Annotated in this window: 14 protein-coding genes and 2 pseudogenes; 8 read left to right on the forward strand and 8 right to left on the reverse strand. The window is 32.0% G+C overall.

From position 1 onward, the window contains the following. Positions 1 to 345 precede the first annotated feature (345 nt). A complete protein-coding gene (locus MKO96_RS15255) occupies positions 346 to 1,050 on the forward strand; it encodes a 4'-phosphopantetheinyl transferase family protein (protein ID WP_369294517.1) in 705 nt (234 codons plus the stop codon). Next, the gene (locus MKO96_RS15260; RefSeq protein WP_240587968.1) at positions 1,037 to 1,759 is read left to right on the forward strand and encodes a thioesterase II family protein; all 723 of its coding nucleotides are present in this window, start codon (positions 1,037 to 1,039) and stop codon (positions 1,757 to 1,759) included. The genes MKO96_RS15255 and MKO96_RS15260 overlap by 14 nt, the downstream gene beginning before the upstream one ends. Before the next feature lie 555 nt (positions 1,760 to 2,314). Here the strand turns inward: MKO96_RS15260 and MKO96_RS15265 are convergent. The 4 genes from MKO96_RS15265 to MKO96_RS15280 all read right to left on the reverse strand — a co-directional run bounded on the left by MKO96_RS15265 (position 2,315) and on the right by MKO96_RS15280 (position 7,369). Further along, positions 2,315 to 3,244: a phosphotransferase gene (locus MKO96_RS15265; protein WP_240588154.1), complete on the reverse strand. Its 930-nt coding sequence runs from the start codon at positions 3,242 to 3,244 to the stop codon at positions 2,315 to 2,317. Between the two features lie 502 nt (positions 3,245 to 3,746). Continuing rightward, positions 3,747 to 4,127, reverse strand: coding sequence for a DUF6262 family protein (locus tag MKO96_RS15270; protein ID WP_240587969.1), 381 nt, complete (start codon positions 4,125 to 4,127; stop codon positions 3,747 to 3,749). Next, on the reverse strand, positions 4,120 to 6,234 hold the full coding sequence (locus MKO96_RS15275) for a tyrosine-type recombinase/integrase (protein WP_240587970.1): 2,115 nt from the start codon (positions 6,232 to 6,234) through the stop codon (positions 4,120 to 4,122). The genes MKO96_RS15270 and MKO96_RS15275 overlap by 8 nt, the downstream gene beginning before the upstream one ends. After that, a complete protein-coding gene (locus MKO96_RS15280) occupies positions 6,221 to 7,369 on the reverse strand; it encodes a tyrosine-type recombinase/integrase (RefSeq protein ID WP_240587971.1) in 1,149 nt (382 codons plus the stop codon). Before MKO96_RS15280 ends, MKO96_RS15275 begins: the two co-directional genes overlap by 14 nt. Before the next feature lie 332 nt (positions 7,370 to 7,701). Between MKO96_RS15280 and MKO96_RS15285 the strand changes: the two genes are divergently transcribed. From MKO96_RS15285 to MKO96_RS15300, 4 genes are all read left to right on the forward strand, one after another. Further along, entirely contained in the window at positions 7,702 to 8,466 is a 765-nt protein-coding gene (locus MKO96_RS15285; protein ID WP_240587972.1) for an SDR family oxidoreductase, read from the forward strand. 260 nt (positions 8,467 to 8,726) lie between these two features. After that, positions 8,727 to 9,212 carry a DUF4879 domain-containing protein gene (locus tag MKO96_RS15290; protein WP_002001753.1) on the forward strand — a complete coding sequence of 162 codons (486 nt, stop codon included), beginning with the start codon at positions 8,727 to 8,729 and terminating at the stop codon, positions 9,210 to 9,212. Positions 9,213 to 9,703: 491 nt separating this feature from the next. Further along, positions 9,704 to 12,067: a putative mucin/carbohydrate-binding domain-containing protein gene (locus MKO96_RS15295; protein ID WP_240587973.1), complete on the forward strand. Its 2,364-nt coding sequence runs from the start codon at positions 9,704 to 9,706 to the stop codon at positions 12,065 to 12,067. A 475-nt stretch (positions 12,068 to 12,542) separates the two neighbouring features. Further along, positions 12,543 to 13,544 carry a VanZ family protein gene (locus MKO96_RS15300; protein ID WP_226546314.1) on the forward strand — a complete coding sequence of 334 codons (1,002 nt, stop codon included), beginning with the start codon at positions 12,543 to 12,545 and terminating at the stop codon, positions 13,542 to 13,544. Between the two features lie 38 nt (positions 13,545 to 13,582). Here the strand turns inward: MKO96_RS15300 and MKO96_RS29600 are convergent. Further along, positions 13,583 to 13,678 (reverse strand): annotated as a pseudogene (locus MKO96_RS29600) (IS6 family transposase); the annotation flags it as partial. Between the two features lie 83 nt (positions 13,679 to 13,761). On the opposite strand from MKO96_RS29600, the gene MKO96_RS15305 reads away from it, so the two are divergent. Next, a complete protein-coding gene (locus MKO96_RS15305) occupies positions 13,762 to 14,517 on the forward strand; it encodes an ABC transporter ATP-binding protein (protein ID WP_226546315.1) in 756 nt (251 codons plus the stop codon). Then, positions 14,507 to 16,450 carry an FtsX-like permease family protein gene (locus MKO96_RS15310; protein ID WP_240587974.1) on the forward strand — a complete coding sequence of 648 codons (1,944 nt, stop codon included), beginning with the start codon at positions 14,507 to 14,509 and terminating at the stop codon, positions 16,448 to 16,450. Before MKO96_RS15305 ends, MKO96_RS15310 begins: the two co-directional genes overlap by 11 nt. A 180-nt stretch (positions 16,451 to 16,630) precedes the next feature. Here MKO96_RS15310 and MKO96_RS29605 read toward each other — a convergent pair. From MKO96_RS29605 to MKO96_RS15320, 3 genes and pseudogenes are all read right to left on the reverse strand, one after another. Continuing rightward, positions 16,631 to 16,699: pseudogene (locus MKO96_RS29605) on the reverse strand (IS6 family transposase); the annotation flags it as partial. Between the two features lie 201 nt (positions 16,700 to 16,900). Beyond that, positions 16,901 to 18,334 carry a sensor histidine kinase gene (locus tag MKO96_RS15315; RefSeq protein ID WP_240587975.1) on the reverse strand — a complete coding sequence of 478 codons (1,434 nt, stop codon included), beginning with the start codon at positions 18,332 to 18,334 and terminating at the stop codon, positions 16,901 to 16,903. Between the two features lie 13 nt (positions 18,335 to 18,347). After that, positions 18,348 to 19,013, reverse strand: coding sequence for a response regulator transcription factor (locus MKO96_RS15320; RefSeq protein WP_240587976.1), 666 nt, complete (start codon positions 19,011 to 19,013; stop codon positions 18,348 to 18,350). Positions 19,014 to 20,042 lie beyond the last annotated feature (1,029 nt).

A 20,042-nucleotide genomic window follows, 5' to 3' on the forward strand; every position in this document is an offset into this window, starting at 1 on the left:
CGCTATGAACGAAAAGGGCAGCCCAATAACTGCAAATAAAGTGTAGGCAATAATGAATATATCAAGAGTATTACTTTTTAAGAGGATAATGGAAAAATTACTTGATAGAGACATAGAAACCTATATGAGTTGCTCATAGAATGATGTAAATGCTCTCCATTTTTTGTAATAGAAGCTAATGCTTTGATGATATTACTTAGGAAAGGTGTATATTTTCATTGACATGTAAATATGCATCTTTTCTATTGTATTTGCAATTTAATAAAGTTAATTTGAATTTATGTAACGTACATATATGAAGCCATCCTTTAAAAAAGGAAGTGATTTATCATACACATTCAAGCTGTGAAAATACCAAAGAATATTGAAAGTCATTTGTTTAAGCAACTTAGTAACTTGGTTTCAAATGAGAAGAAAGAACGAATGAAGCGTTTATTAAACTCATGCGACATTAATAGGACCCTGATAGGGGATTTACTAATCCGATCTCTAATCTGCCAGAAGTATAAAATTAATAATGAAGAAATTAGATTTATATATAATGAGTATGGAAAACCTTTTGTTGAAAATTTTTCTGACTTTCATTTTAATCTGTCACATTCAGGAGAATGGGTGGTTTGTACTACTGCTAATTTTAATGTGGGTATTGATATAGAAAAGGTTTCAGAAATAGAGGCTCTTAAATTAGCAAATGAATTTTTTTCAGAGGAAGAATTTTATGATATATCTAATATAAATTCTGATGAACAAATTAATTATTTTTATGATTTATGGACATTAAAAGAAAGTTATATAAAAACGATTGGAAAAGGGCTTTATATCCCGTTAAATTCATTCTCTATAAAAAAAGAGTCACGAACTTTAATTTCATATAAGTATATACCTCAAAACTTTTACTTTAGACAATATAACATTGAGCCAAATTATAAGATATCTGCTTGTGCAACAAGGGATGAATTTCCGCAAAGGATAATAATTAAAGACATTTATTCAATTTGCCAAAATATATACAAATTTGAAAGTAAGGAGAAAATCAATGCAGAAGACTAAACTTTTTTGCTTTCCACATGCTGGGGGATCTGCGTTTAGTTACGCAAAATGGAAAAATCACTTTAATCCATATATTGAGGTAGTCCCGATAGAGTTAGCTGGTAGAGGATATAGAATTGAAGAAAACTTGTACCAAAGTATGGAAGAGGCCGTAAATGATGTCTACAATAAAATAGTTATGCAGATAGATGATTTGCCCTACATTCTATTCGGGCATAGCATGGGAAGTTTGATCGCCTATGAAGTAGCCAGAAAAATAAAAGATTCTAAAAACGTATCGCCTGAATTTCTTGTTTTGTCCGGTAGAAACCATCCAAATAGTAAAATAAAAAATATCCGACATAATCTTTCTAATGAGCAATTTAAAAGAGAAGTTATTGCAATGGGAGGTACACCATCTGGGGTACTTCAATCAGAAGAATTAATGGAGATTTTTCTCCCAATTCTAAGAGCAGATTTTAAAATTGTCGAGACATATATTCATGACAATAATATACAACCATGTGATATTGATTTTCTTATATTTAATGGGGAAAATGATGAATTTACTACATATGATCAAGTACTAAAATGGGAACAATACACAAATAAAACGTGTACTTTTCATTCTTTTGAAGGTAATCATTTCTTTCTAAATGAAAATATTGAAGAAATAGCAAATAGTATTATAAGAAAGTTAGATTCTAAAAGATTATCAAATAGTTTTTAGAGATTTTCTAACTATAATCATGGCTAAGAAATAAAAATATTAAAGATGAAAAATACAAGCATTGCTGAAATATTATTGAATATAGGCATAGAAGCCTAAACGAACGGTTTAAAGGCAGAAACTCTAAGCAAAATGTATATGAATTAACTTTAGTTTAAGTTGGCTTTTACCTATAATACCATCTAGATTCTTTATTATACTTGGTACAAAGTACATAACAGTTAGGGATACTGTATGTAAAGTTAATGAATATGTGAAGTGAAGAGGCCGGCTCTTTATAAATTATCAAGACCTAAATTGTAAAAAGTCATAAAAAATAAAGGGTGATACATATTAGTTATATATAATATGTATCACCCTTTTACTTCTTGCTCAGTAATTGCGGAAGATCATTTCTAGTTAAATTTGTATTTAAAAAGATTGTTTTCTTAAAGAAACATGCCGTTAGCCAACCATGAAACAGAGCTTCACCACAGGAAATGTAAGAAAATCACTTTCTAACATGGTAGTTTTTCCGTTATAAGGAAAGATAATATTTAACTTAAGGACATAAGTTCAACCTTCAATAAAACGCAGTGCACAACGGGAATGGTAATCGGTTAGATCTTTTGCAAATTGTTGATTCGGAAATCCTCTGTGAAGCAATCTCAACCCACCTGAAGTTAAGGATATATGATGATGGAATCGATAGAATAACATCCTGTTGGGATCGAGAGTATCATTCTTTAAATATCGATAATACTCCCCAAATCGAAACTGTAAAAAACTGTGCTCATGCTCAATATCAAAGAACTTTGCTCCTTCGATATCAATCAAATAAGGTTCTAGTTTGTCATTAATTAATACATGATCAGGGCCTAGTTCCCCATGTATAAATCCATATCGACTTCTTGGTTTAATTTTTGATTCAAGCTCGTACAATGTATCGAGTAGCTTGCTATGACTTGCCTTGATGCCGTCAATATGTTGGGATGCGTAATCTAAATCTTTTTTTGCATGCTTCATTTGCAAGTGATGACATTTTTCCGTGTTGATCCCACTTTGATTCGCTTTCCCATGAGTATTTCTCTCATTGGCATGCATGTCTGTTAGCATATCTCCTATCCGCTGAAACACTTTATCTTTTACATATGAATCGGAATGTTGAAAATACACTTCTGCCTTTTGTCCATTTACATATTCAACGAGAGCATAATCATAAGGATAACGGTTTCTTTCCTTATTCAGATCATATAGAATGGGAGTTTGAATTCCTTGTTGGATTAAATACTTGTTATTTAATTCAAATAAATCACTACTATAGGATTGCTCATGTGTATCTCCGTTTGCTATTTCTTCTTGAAAATAATTCATGGTAAGATCCCACACATACAGAACGCTAGAAAACCCATTGCTGCAGTCAATCTTATAGACTACCTTTTGTGCACCGCCATGCATTTTCGTTACATTAGAAACCCAATAACTGGTACCAAAGACCTTTTGCATATACTCCTGTAAATCAGATTGATCAAGGTGACAAGTGTTTCTCAATGAATAACACCCCTTTTCTTAGGTTTTGCTGTCAACCAAACTATATAAAAAATCTAACCAAAAATATAGACTGTTTATTTATAATTTGTTATGATGTTGAATGAAGTCTGAAGAAAAATGTTATATATAAATCCATTGGAGCCTCAATGGATTTTTTTGATGAAATCATTCTTACTTCTCAAATAACATGCCACGCAAAACCTTAAAATATATTACAATGAATGAATCAATACGATCTTCAATCCTTGTTCTTTTCGCTAACTTTACCATTCTTTTTAATTGATCATTATTGCTCGTCAGTTTAAGTAAATAACCTTCACAATCTCAATGATATATTCAAACTCGAATAATCTAATTGCTTGAAAACGTTACTCAACAATCTGGCCCTTTTGTGGAACAAAAATCAATCAGGACTCTTCGACTATGCTTCGGTAGTTATGAAGAACAACGTTCTCCTTCATAACTTTTTGTAAACATCTGCATAAGCAACTTTCAGCTGTTCTCTAAGTTGCTTGTTTGCTTCCTCCAATTTTTTGTTCTTCCTTTTTAGAGAGGCGATAAGGGCATCCTTATTGCTTTCGTTCATTTCTCGTTTTACTTGTTTGGGTGTAGGTACTTGTGATTGCTGTTCTCGTAATGTTTCGATCCTGGAACGGAAGTCCTTGTTGTTATAGAGTGTTGCTTTTGATACATTAGCTTCACTGGATACACTGTTAAAGTTTATCTTTTCATTAGCTTTTATAAGCCTTTTAATGGCTTCATCTACCTTCTGATAGGTGTTAGCCTTACGGTTGACATGAATCTCTTTCAAATGTGTAGAACGGTCATATTCAGCCATTTTTAACACCTAACTTTCGTTTCATCCGATCTTGTCTACCAAAGATAACATTGCCATCTTGGAGGGTATTTAAAATATTTTGGTAACGTTGTAGATTCTTTTGGTTCCTCTCCGCAATATCCTCTCTACCACGTTGTTTTGCTATTTCAATTGCTTTCGTAGTGGTTTTAATGTGAAGTTCATATTTTTGTTTATCTAACTCTGAAAAACCCACCGCTAAGTCTTTACATGGAGTTTGATAATCACCACAAGTTAGACAAGGCGGGGCTTCCATATGAGGACAATTTCCGTTCAAACGAGCGTGACACGTTCCATAAGGGTTGTCCATCGCATTGAGTTTATGGTCTTGCCACAAGGCATCTAATATGTCTGTTGGAATATCTTCTCCTGTTTTAATTTCTTGCACTTCACCGTTTAAGTCAAAACTGAATACCCCTTGTTTTATTACAGATTCAAACGCTTGTCTTTTCGTATTATCTAATAACTTCGCATATCTTAGTGTCATTTCGGGCGATGCATGAGCCAGCAACTCTTGTACTGTTAAAATATCTGCACCACCGTTTAACATCTTGACCCCGTAGGTATGTCGGAATTGGTGAGGTTTAAAATGAAATAAGTTTCCATTTTCATCGGTGATGTTCTTTTGCTTTGCTAATATATTTAGTTGATCTTGAAAAAAACCTTGACTAAATGGTTTTCCTTTACGTTGACCACGATAGCGAACGGAAATATACCCTTTGGGGTTGTTGTCTTGATTGCTCAATTTTTTGGATATATCAATCAGAACGGCAAGTATATCTGCTAACTCATCGTCAATGGGAATCCGATGCCCTTTAACGTATGTTTTTTCAATATCGGTTTCAATAGAATATTGACCATTGAGTTTGACTAAGCAATCCATAGTTAACCCCAATACATCTGATATTCTTAGACCTGTTTTAAACGCTACCCAAACAATAGGAATAACTTCTTTATGCAAATCATTGATGTAAGTAAATAATTGCTCTAATACATAGTCGGGAATATAGTCAATTTGGTCAGTGAATTTTTTCTGTATTTTCGGTTTATCATTGGGAAAAATCAATCGTTGTATAGGTATTTCGGGAGCCATCTCATATTCGTACCGTTGAATTTCTTCAAGGAACTTTTGTATTGTTATAAGCGTTTGCTTTACATAACTTTCGGAATGTGAATTACGCCGTTTCAAATTATTTTTAGCATATTCGTATAAATATTCAAGATATTTTACGATATGTGTACGATTTAAGGCCTTCAAATCCTTCCACGTTGGCTCTAAAGAAAATATAAATGTGAAAAACATTGGGAGAACATTTATATAATTTTGTGCTGTACTCCATGAAAATCTGTTTCTACTAAGCAATCGTTGTTTTATATATTTTTTTATTTGCTCACGAATACCTTTATCAAACTTTGAAAAATTAAGGTAATATTGACTTTTACTTTTGTTGTATTTCACTCCATACTTATCATGAAGAATACGAACATCCCATTTGTCTTTTTCAAACTCTTCTCGGTTATCCGTGTATTGAAATAACAAATTATTAATTTGTCTTAAAAAACGTGCTACTATTGTTTTTTCAACCCAATCTTTTTGAATTATCCTTTGTCTAAGCTGCTGAGTAGTGACTCCATTTTCATTCAACCAAAACAAATACTCTCGTTCTACTTTATCAATATCCAAATCCAACAAGGATGATAGTTCAGGATATTTTATGTTTAAGAACTCGGTCATTTGCTTTAATGGGGGTTGATAAGCGATAAAAACACTACTGATTTTCCATAAATCATTAAACAATTGCTGATAATAGACATATTTCACTTCTAAATTAAGCGAAGGGTTATTAAACCGGAAATGAATATTTTTATTTGAATAGTTAAAGTTCGCTAACATTTCTTCGAACTGTTTAATTTCACCTACAATTTTGATATTCCATTTGTCTTTGACTAAGAAATAGGGATTGTTGACTTGTTCAATTGAAACAGTACCATCTTCGCGTACTGTTTTTTCGAGATAAGTTGAAAGTTCTTTTTGTAAGCCTTCGTGAAAGCCTTTTTTATTCATCTGAATATTCTTAATTTTCTTCATATAATAATTCCTTTCCGTTATTTTTCTTTAGGTTAAATTCGGATTGTGCTTTATTCCAATCTTCTCGAATATCTTCATCCGAAGGATGTAGGTACAGGTTCATTGTTGTTTGAATTTGAGAGTGTCCTAATCGTTCTTGCACTTGTTTAATATCCTTTGTTTTCTGATAGTAGATTGTAGCGTGTGTATGGCGAAATAGGTGAGGGTGTAGGTATATCCCTGTTTTCTTTTTCAAACGCTTAAATAAGGATTCTACGTTCCAATATTCCATTGGTTTCCCCACATCTTTTCCTCGCAGCTTTACAAAAACAAAGTTTGAATCGAATTCAAATTCATCAAGCACTTCATACAAGTAATCATCATATAAATCCATTAAAGACTGCGATACATAAATTTCTCGTTCTCCTGTTTTTAACATAGCACCGTTTTCTAATTCCCCTCGATCTACTAAACGAATCCGATGCCCCTTTTGATGATCAAATATAAAATCCTCCATAAAAAGAGCGAGAGCCTCACCGATACGCAATCCCGTTTCAAATAATAATTGAATCAAGAACGTATCTCGTATATTGGTAGTTGCTTGTAATACTTGTTGTACCTGTTCTTTTGTGAGTGTATCTACTCTTTTGCGTGGTTCCTTTAATTTAAGTATATTTCTGATTGATGGCTTGTCTTTGTTTACATGATGTAAGAAACTTTTATAACGTGAGTGCCCCCCTGTAAACACTTGTTTCATTAACTTTTCCATCATGTCATTTTGTACTTCCTCATTTCGGTAGAGGTGGTCATAGAAGTTTGCTATAACTGTAATCGTAAGGTTAATTGTTTTTTCCGTTCGCTTTGCTTTCTTTTGTTGAAGGGGAGTGACTTTTGAACTCTCATAAGGACTTCTTAACCATCCTACAAACTCTACCAAGTCTTCTAACCTAATATGTTTATAATCTTTGTTTGTTTCTTCTAAGTAGGTAAAAAAATGTTTTAAGGAATAACAATATGTTTTTTGAGTATTAGGGCTTTTTCCTGTCTTATCTAAATACTTTAAATATTTCATAACTGGCATAACAGGGAATCCCTCTTGATCCAGCAATATGTATCTCTTGTTGTTATTCTCTATGAGAACCTCTTGTACCCTCATACCACTCACCCCCTAAAATCATATTAATGCTAGGTCTGAAGACCTCACTACGCCTCTCGCTGTGGGCTATGCCCTCCACTCAAAATAAACATACGTTCCTTTTATTTTATACATATTAAACTATAATTCTAATCTCTAATTAACAAATCTAATATAGATAAGAAAAGAGGATATATGCTCATATATTGAACATAATATCCTCTTATTAGTTTAGTCTATTTAAATACTTATGAGTCGGCCTTTTGGTTTTATGGATATCAAATTAGATAGCAACATTTCAAAGAGTATCCTGTGATATAACTAAGTAGAATTTTAAACAAGGGGATGATGAGATGAATAACTTGAAGGGGAAAGTTGCAGTAGTAACAGGGGCTAGTAGGGGAATAGGACGAAGTATTGCCTTACATTTGGCACAGGCTGGTGCGTTAGTTGTAGTTCACTATAGTAAAAGAAAAGAAGAAGCAGAAAATGTAGTGGATAAAATTAAACAAGATGGCGGTGCCGCATTTGCAATCAGTGCAGATTTAAGTACTTTTAAAGGCATTAATAACTTGTATTTAATGATGGATCAATCTCTTCAAAAACATATAGGTAATACTACATTTGATATTCTTGTAAACAATGCTGGAATTGGGCAGATTTTAACGTTAGAGGAATCTACAGAGGAGTCTTTTGATGAGGTTATGAATATTAATGTGAAGGCTCCATTTTTCATTATTCAAAAGGCTTTGCCACGTTTAAAAGATGGAGGACGGATTATCAATATTTCATCATTTGTTACACGAGTAGCCTCCCCAAGTGTTTTTGCCTACAGTATATCTAAGGGGGCAATTAATACACTTACTCATACTTTAGCAAAACAACTTGGTGCTCGTGGTATTACAGTAAATGCAATTCTCCCGGGTATAATTAATACAGAAATGAACGCTGAGACATTGGGGAATAAAGATGGCCAAAAATATGCTGCAGGTTTATCGACTTTTAAGAGGTGGGGAGAACCTAAAGATATAGCTGATATTGTAGGTTTTCTTTCTTCATCAGACAGTCGTTGGATAACTGGTGAGTTAATCGATGCTAGTGGTGGATCTTGCTTATAATGCTAGAGGAAAAGCCGACTTAATATGAGTTGAATTAGCAACTCTAGTCTTTATTTGTTAAATAACCGAACTAGGCACCACTGATTAGCACTTACAAAAGCCAGCTTGAAATGAGTCCAAATGTAGTAAATCAATCAAGGTAGAGAAGCAATTAAGCTGTAGTAGGGTTAATGGTAAGTGCGAATAGTAAAAATGCAATGAATATGCACAATTTCATATATAAATAGGTACTTTTTGTTAACTCTTTCACATGGGACGAAATGTATGAAATTAGTATGATAGAATCAATTTGTATTAAATATAAAGGGGATGAGTGTATGCTAAAAAGAATGATTTTAGGAGTTTCATCATTAGTAGTGGGAGCAACAGTTGGTTTAGCGACAGATGTATCTGCAGCACCTGCACCACCATTAACATCATTAAATGTAGTAAAAGTTGAATCTCAATTAGGCGGAGTTGAATTTATAGGTCCAAACAATTTAAGTACAGTTAAAGATCATGGAGGAAGTTATTTATACATTTATACAAATGAAATGGGATATGGTAGAAATCCGATTGCTCAAATGAGTGGTCAAAAACTAAAAAAAGTAGATTCTAAGATGATTGATATTAATGGTGATAGAACAGTTGATGGATGGGAGTATAAATGGGATGCTTCGGGACAGCAAAATGGACAATTCAAATATCAAAACACATCTACAAATGCACCTTGGAATACATTATCTACGTCATTAAATATTAAATAAGCTAACAGAAGAATCTTATGTTAATTTTTTGGTCGGTTGCAATATTTAATGTTTAGGTAACTAAAGGAGTCTACGTTTTTTGTGGACTCTTTTAATCTATTGAAAAGACACGTGCAAATTGATAAGCTATTTTATCTAATTATCACGATGTTTGTTTACATAATGTTATTTCCGTAAACAAATTTAGGGTTAATAGTGTGAGTAATTAAGGAAATAAATCTATTGAAATATCATGAAATGTCAAAGAAGTCTTTCAGCATAATAATCTAAAACTATTTATGAATTTTTATAATATTTTTAGCAAACATTTAATCACAAATCATACGATTTTATTTCAAAATACTATAATTTGATTAGTAAAAGTAGTGAAAAAAACATTAAACATAACTAGGTAGCGTAGCTAATGTTATTTTTTTACATAATTTGTTTAATAGTATGTAAATCGTTATTATTCAATGTAACTAATATAATTTAAAAGGAGATTGGAAGTTATGTTTAAAGCTAAAACAAATGGAAGAATAAAAAAGATTGTTATGTTTACTGCGGCTTGCACCATGATGTCAATGTATGGGGCACCAATTTCTAGTACAGAGGCAGCAATCCGATCTCATGCCCCATCAGTTTATGTAACACCACAAAATACTGCTGCTTCAGATATTATTAGCATAGACTGGTCACCAGTCCAAACAGCTCCTTATACGTATTGGGCTGTGCATAATTGGAATCAGGGGGGAGAGGGTGGTGGTTATGCTGGCTTCCAACAACAAAGTGGTTTTGATCAAACTGGTAAACGTACCCTTCACTTTGCGCTTTGGGATCCAATAGCATCAAACCAAGCAATAAAAGCTGAATATTTATCGCCGACTTCAGAAGCCAATAGATTTGGTGGAGAAGGAACAGGTCTGAAGGTACAAACAACTTATAATTGGAAAGATAGTGAATGGTATCGAATGACTCTACGTTCTTGGCAAGAAGATGGCCATACAAAATTTGGCCAGTGGATAAAAGATAATAAATTAAATCAATGGAAGTTAGTTGCTATTATGGATCATCCAGTTGCAAATGTTGCATTTAATTATGGTCTATCGATGTTCCAAGAGGACTGGGCTGGTAATGGACAAGATGTAAGAGAAGCACGCTTAAAAAATGGATACAGTAGAAAAGTTTCAGATAAACAATGGAATTCTTGGAATAATCAGCGTATCAGTGGACAACAGGATACATCTTATCAATACGATGGAGGAGCAACTTCAGAATATCTATGGGTTAGGGCAGGAGGAAATACTCAATCAACTATTGGTACTGGAAAAACTTTTAATATAAATCAGCCTAGTCAACCAGAAATGGGAAATTTAGATTTTGATATCCAAAATACTCGCTTTGAAGCTGGAAAATTAAATGTTTCATGGAAATTGAAAGAACAAAGTACTCCACAGTTTAAAGGGAAAATTGAAATCTATGACAATGAAAAGTTAATGGGACAACCTTTAAAAGTAATTGATAATATTAAGTCCTACCAAACTGAGGTAAGTCAAACTATGCAATTGCCTCAAACAGCTTTTGCTAAAATTACATTAACAGATATATTTGATCGAACTGTAGAGAAAAAAGTAGGAATTACAAATGGAAATTCTGATATTTTAGTAGGGAATCGATTTGCATGGTCCCTAAAAGGAATTAGTGATTTTGAGTTTGCAAAAATCAATTTCAATAAGTCGACAGAAGAAATGCAAATTGACTTAAAAGCAGGCGTACCGCATCATTATTTTAATGAAACGTATGCGAGTATTAAAGTACAAAATGCATCAGGAAAAGTAGTATATAATAAAGATATTTATGGCAACAAACAACAAAATGCTGAATCGCAAAAAGTTCCAGTCAAAGTAGGAGATTATATTGAATTAACACATCTTGAAGGTGTACATAGAGCGAATTTCACAAATTTAGACAACAGTAAACAAGAAAGCTTTGGAAAAAAAGCAATGTATGAAGTCACACAAGAAGGCTTGAAGAAAGTAGAAAAAATGCCAGAAGCAACAATTTTAGATGGAAATCAATTTACATGGTCCCTAAAAGGATATAGTGATCGAGAAATTGCAAAGATGGATTATAATAAAGCGGCTGAAGAGCTGAAAATCAAATTAGAAGCTGGTGTACCGCATTCTTACTTCAATAGCACATATGCAAGTATTAAAGTCCAGAACTTGTCTGGTAGCGTTATGTACAATAAGGAAATCATAGGAAATAGACAACAAAATGCTGAAACCCAAACAGTGCCTGTAAAAATGGGAGATTACATTGAATTAACTCATATAGAAGGAGACGCTGTAAAGGAAAAAACACGCGCAACATTAATGAATCTTGAAAATAACAAAAATGAAACTATTGGAAAGACAGCAAGATACCAGGTTACAAAAGAGGGCTTAAAGAAAGTAGAAAAAATGCCAGAGACAACAATTCTAGATGGAAAACAATTTGCATGGTCATTAAAAGGATATAGTGATCGAGAAATTGCAAAAGTAGATTATAATCAAACAGCAGAAGAGCTGAAAATCAAATTAGAAGCAGGCGTACCGCATTCTTACTTCAATAGTACATATGCAAGTATTAAAGTCCAGAACTCGTCTGGTAGCGTTATGTACAATAAGGAAATCATGGGAAATAGACAACAAAATGCTGAAACCCAAACAGTACCTATAAAAGTGGGAGATTATATAGAATTTACTCATATAGAAGGGGAAGCAGCAAAGGAAAAAACAAGAGCGACTTTAACTAACCTTGAGAATGAAAAACAGGAATATATAGGAAAGAAAAGAACATATCAGGTTACATCTACAGGATTAATAAGACAATAAATGTATACAAAAGTTGGGGGAATCCTCAACTTTTTTGTCATTTTAGCCAAGAAGACTCCTTCCAAGCTGCGAGGTTTATAAACTGTATTTTCAGAAACATTACGAGCGTGTAAGAAAAGTGTAAGGTAATTCAATATGAGAAAAATAATCTTACTACTACAATGAATAACAGATACATTCATGAAAAAATCTGTGGTGTGATATCAAGTTATTTTAGTGCTTGAAACATTTGACCAAGTATAAATAAGGAAATTCAAAACTAGACCATCAAATGTGACAAGATAAATGATTATTCTATTTTTCTTACGGATTGTAGTAGTATGATCCACAGCAATTTTGCATTTCTAACTTTGCACGAATTAGGGCAAAGAATAAATAGGAAAATGTCTGTGATTCAAAGCTCGATTGTTGTATTAGTAATCACTATATAAAATGCATATGTATAAAATTATATTCATAAAAACAGAGGTGTAAAATGAACATTATCTTCAGTCTAATCGCTAGTTATGCGATTCCTACGATACTACTCACATTATTGTTACTACTTTTATTTGTTTTTAGTTATTTTGTAGTATACAAAAAGATATGTAAAAGAGAAAAAAAACTAACTGTACAACAAATTATATTGTTTGTTTTAATAACAGGATACTATTCCCTTGCATTATCAGCTACTTCATTTGGTCGTTCAGATGATATGGCCTTTGCAAGAACAATTGACTTTGATGTACTTAGTGTTTATAAAAAAGCATGGAATATATTTTCATTTTCTTCCTTTTTCCATATCATTGTGAATATAGGTATGCTTTTTCCGTTAGGAATTTTATTACCTTTATTTAGTAAGGTTTTTCAAAAAACAAAATGGATGTTAATCATCTCAATTATAGCAAGTTTATTGATTGAAATTCTTGAATTTACACTGCAACGAGGAAGTATGGAGCTAGCCGATTTACTTCATAATACTTTAGGCATGATGCTAGGATATTCTGTGTTAAACATAGTTCTTATATTTTTGAAAAAAAATGAAACAGATACAAAAATAATCAAATATTTATACCTTCCCATTACAGTAAGTTTCGTCGCACTCGGAATAATGATTTCGTATCAAATGAAGGAATTTGGAAATATGCCTATTGATCCCATTACAAAAACTGATATGTCTCAAGTTACTATAAAAACATCAATAGAGTTAAAAGACGAAGGGGAAAAAGTGCCTGTTTACAAATATTACGGTACAAAAAAATCACATGTTCGAGATGTTGAAATTCTTTCTCCAAAGGAAGCATTTCAAAAACTGAAACAAGGAGAATTTGATCCTATAGGATCTTTCAAAGCAGGTGATACATTATTCATTACAAAATATAATATGGATTACTACACTGATACAAAAGGTTTCTCTCAACCTATATATGTTTTTAAAGTACATTTAAATGATAATGACGAAGAGATTTGGTCTCAGCCTATTTCTGCAAGAAAATAACGTAAATTTGGTTCTGTTGCAAAGTTTTTTTAGAAATATTATGAAGAGGCTACTAGTACTGGCTGTAATTCATGATAAATCGAAAAGGCGGAGTCTGTTTGAAGACTTCGTCTTTATTTGTAAAGTGCGTGCAAGGGTATGGAAATGATTTAGGAGATAAGGGGCATCTTTTATCAAATCTCACTCTTAGTGTGTACATTTGGAGGGAATTTCTCATATGAAATTAGTAAAAGTAAAAGATCTTAGTAAAGAATACAAAGGGAAGGTTTCACATACGGCACTTTCAAATATTAATTTAACAATTACAGAGGGGGAGTTTGTTGGGATTATGGGCCCATCGGGTAGTGGGAAAACAACATTATTGAATATGATTTCTACTATTGACTCGCCAACATCAGGCAGTGTATTCATTCATAATAAAAATCCGTATCAACTCTCACCCAATGATTTGGCCTTATTTCGCAGACAGGAATTAGGATTCGTCTTTCAATCCTTTAATCTGTTGCATACTTTAACAGTAAAAGAAAATATGGTTATTCCACTCGTATTAGATGGCATGGATGTGAAGAGAATAAATAAACGAATAGAATCAATATCGGAGAAGTTAGCAATCAACGAAATCTTAAACAAACGAACTTATGAAATATCAGGAGGCCAAGCACAACGAACAGCGATTGCCCGTGCACTCATTCACTCTCCTAAATTGGTTCTGGCGGATGAGCCAACAGGAAACTTAGATTCTAAAGCCTCTCAAGACGTTATGGAGCTATTAACACTATTAAATAAAGAAGAAAAGGCTACAATGATGTTAGTAACGCACGATCCAGTTGCTGCAAGTTACTGTGACCGCATTATTTTTATTAAAGATGGACAGCTATACAATGAAGTTTGCTACAATGATGATCGTCCATTATTTTATAAAAACATTATGGATAATCTTTCTAAGTTAGGGGGGAATAAACATGACTTTTAGGCAGCTTGCAATCAATAATGTTTTATGGAATCAACGAATATATCTTGGCCATTTTTTTAGTAGTACATTTGCGGTATTGATTTTTTTCACTTATGGATTACTTGTCTTTCATCCGAACCTACAAGGCGAACTGACTCATGTAAGTACCATCATGAGTACATTTGGAAAAATAGGATTTCATTTATCGTATTACTTAATCTTTGTCTTTTCTTTCTTATTTATTTTCTATTCTGTTAGTGCATTTTTAAAAAATAGAAAAAAAGAGTTTGGATTATTAATGTTACATGGAATGTCTCATCAACAGCTTCATCGATTAATTTTTTTCGAAAATATGTTGATTGGAATCCCTTCTATAGTAGTAGGCATCGGACTTGGGATGGTTTTTTCTAAATTATTTTTACTAGTTAGTGGGTCTTTATTAGGAGTAGAGAAAACGTTAGCATTTTACTTTCCATTAAAGGCAATGGTAGTAACAGCAATGTCTTTTTTTATTTTATTTCTACTCATTTCGTTATTCACATCAAAAATGGTGAAAATGAATGAGCTTGTAGAACTCATAAAATCAGAGGAAAAACCAAAACCTGAGCCAATAGCGTCTGTTTGGATCTCCGTGTTGGTCATTATTTTATTTGTAGCGGGTTACTCCTGCGTTCACCACAGTATCTCCGCGGCCGATTATATGAGTTTAAATTCATTATTCCTACTCGTAGGAGTAGGTGTCGTATTAGTTGTATTTGGAACCTATCTTTTCTTTACTCAATTGTGTGTGTATGTGTTATCCGCTTTAAAAAATAGAGAAACAACATTCTTTAAAAAAACCAACCTTCTTGTTATTTCAGAATTAACGTATCGAATCAAAGATAATGCGAGAACGTTCTTTATCGTCACAATTATTTCTGCAGTTTCTTTTACAGCAATTGGAGTTTGTACGGCTATCGCAAATCCTGAATTGGCAAAACATGAGACTCCATATGCATTTACCTATAAATCCGATAAGGGGAACACACAAGAAAAAAAGCATATTGAAGAGATAAAAAAACAGTTAAAAGAATCTGGACTTTCTTATAAACTTGTAGCAACAGAATTTAAAAGGATAAACGGAGTGCCGTTCATTAACCTTTCTACGTATAATGAATACGCTAAAACATTAGGATATAAAATAGAGAAATTAACAAATGAGAATGAAAGTATCAGAATAATATCAAAGAAAAACCAAAATACTGTAGTATATTTAAAGCCTTTTGAATTAAAATATAGTGAACTAGAAGAATCATTTTTTGTTCAAAAAGCAATCCTTATCCCAGAATTAGCAAATGCATTTGAAAAACCTTATATTATCTCCGATGCTGTTTACAATAAGATGTTAAATAATCAACAAGAAGGCCCACTCAGAGATTACACGATTTACGGATTTATCGTTAAAAATTGGTCTGAAACAAGTGCGATTTCTACAAAGCTTATAAAGTTCATTGGTACGAGTCAAGAGGATTATTATGCCTTTTCATCTTTGTATTTAAAATGGATTGAATTGAAACAACAAAACGGATTACTTTCTATTTCAAGTGTAATGGTGGGGATTGTATTTTTCGTATTTACACTTAGCTTTTTATATTTCCGTCTATTTACTGATTTAGAACGTGATCAAGAGCAATACCAAATGATTTCAAAATTAGGTTTAAGCCAAAGTGAGTTAAAGCAAATCGTGACAAGACAGATGATGTTACTATTTTTTTTACCAATTGTAGTGGCTATGATTCATAGCAGTTTTGCATTTTTAACTTTTCATCAATTAGGACAAACAGTGAGTAAGGAAATGTCTGTTATTCAAAGCTCAATTGTTGTATTAGTAAGCTTTATTTGCATGCAAGTGATTTATTTCCTTATTATTAGACATCATTATTTAAAACGCATATGTACAAAAATGTATTTATAAAAAAGATAAACAAAAAATTCAAGGTGTATACTCTATCACTAAATTTGGTAGGATATGCACTTTTAGTATGTTGAAAAATATACCAAGATTAATCTATGTTTGTCCCAATTTCCCTTGACCTTCTTGATTTAATCATTTGTGAGTGGCTCCAAAAAAATCGATGCTGTACCCCTAAAACAAACGACAGTAATAGCCAATGGCTACCAAAATAATATATTGTTTAAATTGCTCTCCTTTAAAATATCTCATGTATGATTTTCCTAACTCTATTTTGCAAAAATTTAGCTTAGTCTTTAAAACTTTACAACAGAACCTTTTAAAGTAAACTTTTGAATACAGATTGTCTTTAATGACAATAGAAATGAAAAAAGAATTTATAATTTGATGCTTATAAAAAAATGAAAATCTCCATTTCATTTCTATAGGATGAGATGGAGACTCCTTTGCTATTTATTTGATGGATAATGGAATGGTAACCCAAAACTGTACGCCTTGTTTTGTATTACTCATAGAATACGTGATAAAAAGGGATTCGAAAATTTGTTTTACAATATATAACCCTAAGCCACTCCCTCCCGTATTTCGATTTCTTGACTTTTCTATTCGATAAAATGGTTTGAAAATATGTTGTATATCTTCTTCTTTTATTTTGATACCTGTATTGACAACTTGCATTTGAATGTTGTTTTGTTTAGACTCCTTTGTTAACTTTATATAGACTTTTTCGTTATGCGGTGAATACATAATTGCATTATGAATGATGTTTTTACAAGCTTTTTCTAAAAGAACACAATCTGTATAAATAAAAATGTCAGAATTGATTTCTTTTATTATTTGAATGCCTTTTTGAGAAGCGAAAAATTCGAGATTTTTTGTGATTGTATCTATTGATTTCGAAAGATTTACTTCTTCCACTTGAAGTTTAAAGGTATGCTGTTCCAATTTTGACATGCTTAAAATTTCGCGAACCAGTTGTTCCAGACTTTCAATTATTTGATAATTTTTCTTTAAATACTGGTCACGATTTTGATAAGGGCCGATATTATATATCATCCCTTCTAAGTATCCTTTCATAACAGTAAGAGGAGTTTTTAATTCATGTGCTACAATAGCAAAGAATTCCCTTCGCTTTGTTTCTATTTCTCTTTCTTTTTCAATATCACTTTTTAATTGCTGATTCGCTTTTTGTAAATCAAAAATTGCCTGTTGTAAATTTATGGACATATCATTCAAGCTATTGGACAATTCCCCTAATTCATCCATAGAACGAATCTCAATTTTTTCGGAGAAATCCAAATTTGCCATCTTTTGTGCACCTTTATTAATATAAATAAGTGGTTTAGTAATAAACCTTGAATAGAGATAAGCACTTCCTAAACCAATAACCAGTACAATGATACTAATATAGGGTAGAAAACGTACCAAGACCTGTGAAGCTTCATCGATTGGTTGAAATGTTGCGAACACCACAAGCGTTAAATTAACATCTTGGAATTGTATTGGCTTGGTAACCTCATATGAATTACGAGAATATTCCAAACGCTTTATTGGTACTGCTTTAGCGTAACCTTCTTGAATAGTACCTCCTTGGACAGTACTTTGAAGAAAAGGAGAATAAATAATTGTTCCTTTATTATTTTGTAGGTAGATCATTGCGTTATTTTTTTGTGCGTATTCATCAATAAGTGGTTTGGCATTTTGAATCGTAAGATCTTTAGATTTGGAAATTATTTCTTCTATTCCTGTTTGAAGCTGATTTGTTTTATACTGCTCATAAAATGTAGGGAGAAAGAAGTATAACGTTAAGTAAATTAGTGTTGCAAAGGCTAACAAAATGAGGGATGTAGTCATAAAGAGTTTATAGGTAATTTTCTTCATCTTCATGATTTTTACAATCCTATTCATCAATTTTATAACCAATGCCCTTTACAGTTTTAATATAGGGTATATCTAATTTTTTTCGTATGTTTTTCATATGCGTATCAATCATTCGTGTGTCTCCGGCATACTCATATCCCCAAACTTTTTCTACGATATTTTCTCTTGTTAGTACCTTTTTTTCATTTTGAAGTAGTAGTTGCAAAATTTCAAATTCTTTTGTCGTTAAGGGAACTTCAGTTTTATTTACATATACTTTATATGCATCGCCATCAACATGCAGTTCTCTAAATACAAAATGATTATCCGTACTTTGATTATTACTTCTTCTCAGTACTGCTTCGACTCGTCTCATCAAAACATGAAAAGAAAAAGGTTTAGTAATATAATCATCGATTCCAAGATCAAACCCTTTCATTTGATCTTGTTCCTCTTCTAGCGCAGTTAGCATAATAATTGGTATATTTGACTGACTTCGAATCATTTTGGCAACTTCAAATCCATTCAGGTTTGGCATCATCGCATCTAGAAGAATTAAATCGAAGGATTGCTTATTAAATTGTTTCATGCCCTCTAATCCATCTGATGCAACTATAACTTTATACTGTTGTGTCATTAAAAATTGTTTGATTAATTCTTGTATTTCTTGATCATCTTCTACCACCAGAATGTGATAGTTCTTCATAATATCACCTCTTGTAGCCATTATAACCTTCCAATCTGGATTTGATATGGAGATGTATTAGAAATAATATAAAAACTTCACAAGAAAACTACATGTATTTCAAATCAACTCTAGATGCATGAGATGGGTTATATACATAACAAGGCAGAGGGAGGTAATTAAGATGTCCCTGGAAGCAAACATCATTCTTTCTTTATTAGATATACAACTGTGGATGGCCCCTCATTCGAATAATAGACGCTTAAAAATAAAAATTAAAATCAGAACCATACCTCAATAAGGCTTCAAGTGTTAAGAAAACTGTATAAGTTGAGGGAATAAAGATTCAACACCAATGATTATCAATAATTGAAGTGCTAATGATTATATTAAAAAAGAACCTTCAATAGGTTCTTTTTTATAGTTGGTAAATATGTTATCAACAATAGATGGTAATAAAGATAGAAATCTAGACACTTTTTATTAATGGGCTAAGTTTTCTTAGGAAGAAATCTATTTCTCATGACTGATTGCTAGATATAATAAGATATATCATTTATTAATTTGGGTGGGTGATTTAGCTTTTTGAGTTTACCACACTTAAATTTAAATTTTGTTTAGGGACAAAATGTTAAAGTTATACATTCCGAATTAACAGAAAATTAAGGTGGTAAAAATCCTATTAAATCTTTTATCAGGTAACTCATATTTCTTTGGCCTTATTTTCATGGTATTACCGAACATTTATATGTCTCTAAGGGAAAGAAATAGTTTAAGTTATATTACCATCTAATGTTTGATTAAGATGGTAACATGAAAATAAAACGTTTACAACCAGAAAGTAAAGAAAAAATATAAAAATTCGACTTTTTTCGACATCACTACTATGAGAGAAAGAATCTAAATTAAGTAAATCTTATATTTAGAGGGGGTATTTATCTTATAAATAACGGTTAAAACATTTACAAATGTTTCACGAGTAATTAAAAACGTCTAATATAAAATTATATTGTGACAATTTTAAACGAACATACTTTATAATTCATACTT

Origin of the sequence: Bacillus sp. ES1-5, assembly GCF_022487605.1 — a bacterium.
GTDB lineage: Bacteria > Bacillota > Bacilli > Bacillales > Bacillaceae_G > Bacillus_A > Bacillus_A wiedmannii.